Source organism: Vibrio nomapromontoriensis (genome assembly GCF_050337205.1).
Taxonomy (GTDB): domain Bacteria; phylum Pseudomonadota; class Gammaproteobacteria; order Enterobacterales; family Vibrionaceae; genus Vibrio; species Vibrio nomapromontoriensis.
Genome location: NZ_JAKJSS010000035.1, coordinates 1 through 3919, shown reverse-complemented (window position 1 = coordinate 3919; position 3919 = coordinate 1). Strand labels below are relative to the sequence as shown.

4 protein-coding genes are annotated in these 3919 nt (G+C 47.2%); 1 reads left to right on the top strand and 3 read right to left on the bottom strand.

Going from position 1 to position 3919, the window contains the following annotated elements; genetic code table 11:
- A partial coding sequence (locus L4D05_RS23905; RefSeq protein ID WP_428795487.1) for a diaminopropionate ammonia-lyase occupies positions 1 to 675 on the top strand: 675 nt, incomplete at its 5' end.
- A 488-nt stretch (positions 676 to 1163) separates the two neighbouring features.
- On the opposite strand, the gene L4D05_RS23900 is transcribed toward L4D05_RS23905, so the two are convergent.
- From L4D05_RS23900 to L4D05_RS23890, 3 genes are all read right to left on the bottom strand, one after another.
- On the bottom strand, positions 1164 to 2315 hold the full coding sequence (locus L4D05_RS23900; protein WP_428795486.1) for a M20 aminoacylase family protein: 1152 nt from the start codon (positions 2313 to 2315) through the stop codon (positions 1164 to 1166).
- 68 nt (positions 2316 to 2383) lie between these two features.
- Positions 2384 to 3364: a DMT family transporter gene (locus L4D05_RS23895; RefSeq protein ID WP_428795485.1), complete on the bottom strand. Its 981-nt coding sequence runs from the start codon at positions 3362 to 3364 to the stop codon at positions 2384 to 2386.
- A gap of 69 nt (positions 3365 to 3433) precedes the next feature.
- Positions 3434 to 3919, bottom strand: a 486-nt coding sequence (locus L4D05_RS23890) for a M24 family metallopeptidase (protein WP_428795484.1), incomplete at its 5' end; no start/stop codon positions are given.

Here is a 3919-nt window from a genome sequence, read left to right as displayed (position 1 = left end):
CGCCTTGCTAATGAAACGGCGCAAGAAAATGGTTGGATGCTAGTACAAGACACGGCTTGGGAAGGGTATGAAGAAATCCCAACGTGGATTTCTCAAGGTTACATGACCATGGCGGATGAAGCGGTTGAGCAAGTTGCGGCGCTGGAATTTGGCATGCCGACGCATGTGGTATTGCAAGCGGGTGTTGGCGCGATGGCGGGCGGTGTATTGGGGTATTTAGCGGATAAACTCGGCGCTGATACCTTTGATACTATTATTGCAGAGCCTGCGGCTGCGGATTGTATTTATCGTTCAGGCACCAGCGCAGAAGGTGATATGGTGAACGTGAGCGGTGATTTGAACTCCATTATGGCAGGGCTTGCGTGCGGTGAGCCTAATCCGGTGACGTGGCCTGTTCTGCGTGATTGCAGTCGTTATTTTGTCTCGGTAGAGGACAGTGTGTCCGCGAACGGTATGCGCATCTTGGGTAACCCACTGAGCGATGATCCAAAGATCATCAGTGGTGAGTCAGGGGCGATCACCTTGGGTGTACTACGTGAATTGCATACACAGGGTTTGGATGAGCAAGTGGGTCTAAATGCAGAGTCAGTGGTTTTGCTGTTTAGTACCGAAGGGGACACCAATCCCGATCGTTACCGTCGTATCGTATGGGAAGGTGAGTACGCCGCATCGTAGGTTATGGCGGGCTATCTTAGCAATGAAAAAGCGCATCGATGATGCGCTTTTTTTGTATGTATGCATAAAGCAACTGGATATTAGCAAGTACACGTAAAGGCGCGGTATCTTTATTTCATACTGTTTGCTAGAAAGAAGAAAGAAGAAAGAAGAAAGAAGAAAGAAGAAAGAAGAAAGCGCGCTGGCGGTGTGACTGGTCACTATTGTGTTGTCACCTACCGGAACGTTTGAAGCAGCGAAGTAGATGAATTGGAAACTGGCTAGGCTACTAAAAAGCAGTCACAGCTTTAGCGTCTTGAGTTTATGGCGTTGAAGTTAAGGTGTTGAGTTTAAGGTTCTGAGTTTAGATATTGAATCTATAGTGAGTATTGGGCTGTTTTGTTCATGTCTCTGGTTATTATTAAGCAAAAAAGAGCACGCCGTGACGTACTCTTTTGTTCGTTAATTGGGCAAGTTAGCCTTGCGAAGCGAGTGTTTTTTGGGGGTAACTACGCGCTTAATTGCCCTTCTACGAGTGCTTTCCAATATTGGATACCATGACCCAAAATTTCGTCATTAAAGTCGTAAAGCGGATTGTGTAATGCGGTTCCGCCGCATTCACCAATTCCGTTACCCACTAAAATGTAGCACCCCTTAACTTCACGAAGCATAAACGAGAAGTCTTCGCTGATGGTGAATGGTTCACAAGCGCCATCGACGTTTTCTGTGCCTACGACCTGTTGAGCGGCCTTAATGGCATGCTCGGTTTCTTCTGGTGTGTTGATGGTAGAAAGGAAGCTATTGTTAAAGGTGTACTGATAGTCAACGCCTGCTGCCATACATTGACCTGCGACAACACGTTCAATAGCCGCTTCAATCTTGTGTAACGCTTCGTCAGTAAAGCTACGAGTGTCACCGCTGATTGTTACCTGTGAAGGGATAACATTCACGGTGCCGTTGGTTTCGAAGTTGGTTACCGAGATAACGGCTGTTTCATTAATTGCACTTAGGTTTCTAGACACAATGGTTTGTAGTGCAGTAACAATTTGCGCGCCTACGACGATAGGGTCGGTGCCCATGTGAGGAAGTGCCGCGTGACCACCTGTAGCTTTGACGACAATTTCAAAGCTACTTTCGCTGGCCATAATAGAGCTAGGGCGAGTGACAAATTTGCCTGCAGGAATACCAGGTAAATTATGCATGGCATAGATTGAGTCCATGTTCCAGCGAGTAAAGAGCCCATCTTCTATCATCGCTTTAGCACCGGTGCCGCGTTCTTCATCCGGTTGGAAAATGAAATACACTGTGCCGTCAAAGCTCTTCGTTTGTGCCAGTTCACATGCCGCGCCCAAAAGCATGGCAGTGTGGCCGTCATGGCCACAGGCGTGCATTGCGCCTTCGTGTTTAGAGGCGTGACAGAAGGTATTTTGTTCTTGGATACGTAAAGCATCCATATCCGCTCGCAAACCGATTGAACGAGTACTAGTACCATTTTTCAGGATACCTACCACACCTGTGCCACCGATGTTACGGTGCACCTCTAGGCCAAATTCCTCTAGTTTGTTTGCAACGAATTCTGCGGTTTTAAACTCTTCAGTACCGAATTCAGGGTACTGATGTAGGTGGCGACGCCATTCAATTGCGGAACATTCTACAGACATTTACATTCTCCTATTTGCAGGTGATTGGTCATCAATCACCTGCGGTATAACATTGGTTAAGTAATGAATTATTTTGCTTCTTGGGTCTTAAGGCTGATTGTTTCTTCAGGTGTTTCTTTTGTTTCGTATTTAGTGAAGATGTAAAGCGCAACCACAATAAGAGAAACAATGATGGTTTTGCTTAGGACCATTTCTTCTCCTAGAGTGAGAACGGCAACCAAGTAGCCGACCAGTGGCATGAGGTTTAATGCCATTGTTGATTTTTCTACGCCGATTTGTTTGAACGAGTAGAGTTGTACTAGGTAGCTACCACCTGAGATGCCTGTACCTAAGAAAATAAGCAGGCCAATCAGTAGTGGGCTTGAGAAGATGATGTAAATTTGTGACAAGTCGAGTCCCATAGCGATGACAACAAACACGCCCATCACTGCTACAGAAATGTATTGGTAAAGCATAGAGACGACAGATCCATACTTTTCCGCAAGGCTGGCACGAAGGTGTGCTGTCCATGCTAGTGCAAGCATTGAGCATGTCACATAGACATAACCTAATAATGCGGTACCACCTTCGATAGAATTGGTTGGCCCTACACTCATTGCGTAGATACAAAGCGCCGACGCAATGAAAGCACCCCATTGAATTTTGTTCATTCTAAAGTTCATGAACATCATGCCAAAGAAAACGGTCGCAAACGGCTGCATGCCTTGGATTACGCCATTTTCCGTTGCGCCAATGTGCGCTAGAGAGAGGAAGTTGAACAGCGAGAATACGCCTTGACCAACAATGCCGCATAACGCGATACGAGCGAAATCCTTTTTCTCGATTTTAAGGGACTTACCTAGGTCAACACTCAGACTTTTACTACGAGACGTAAACATGTAGATAATAGAGAGGCCAACCACAGCAGTGACGTAGCGGAAGAAAACTAATGTCATTGGGTCGACGGCCATAGAGAGTGGCTTAGAGACGACCCCGGTTACGCCCCATATACAGGCAACAGCGATGGCTGCAATCCAGCCTAAAAATACATTTTTCTTTGTCGTGTTCATTTTTCAGTCCTTAGTAGGGTGCCAACGTCATGGATATCATGCGTTGGCTTATTGTTATGATTAATTGAATTAGTCGATGATGATGAGTTCAGGGGCCGCGCGTTCAGACAACCATTCCGCGCCGTTTTCGGTGATGACAATATTCTCCTCGTGCACCATAGATTTGCCCGGTGCGTAGACCATGCCCGGTTCAAGCGTCATCACCATGCCCGGCTCTAGGATGGTGTTGTCGGTGGCGGTGTTAGATGGACGCTCAGTAAGCTCCATTCCCAGACCATGACCAAGACGACCGACGTCGTTCCCTAATGCGCCGTTGGCTTCTAGTACTTTCCACATGGCGTTATAAATATCAGTGGTGGTGGCGCCCGGTTTCGCCGCTTCAAAACCTTTAGTGGTGGCTTCATAGGTGGCGCGATACGCGGCTTTGGTTTGCTCACTGGCGTGACCAAATGCCCAGTTGCGGTCGAAATCAGAGAAGTAACCATCACGCACCGCACCCGTATCGATAATCAGCACGTCACCCGGTTCAATAATGCGGTCGGTGGGACCCATAAT

Coding starts and splice junctions, on each gene's coding strand:
- L4D05_RS23900 (WP_428795486.1), bottom strand. CDS start 2,315: ATGTCTGTAGAATGTTCCGCAATTGAATGGCGTCGCCACCTACATCAG.
- L4D05_RS23895 (WP_428795485.1), bottom strand. CDS start 3,364: ATGAACACGACAAAGAAAAATGTATTTTTAGGCTGGATTGCAGCCATC.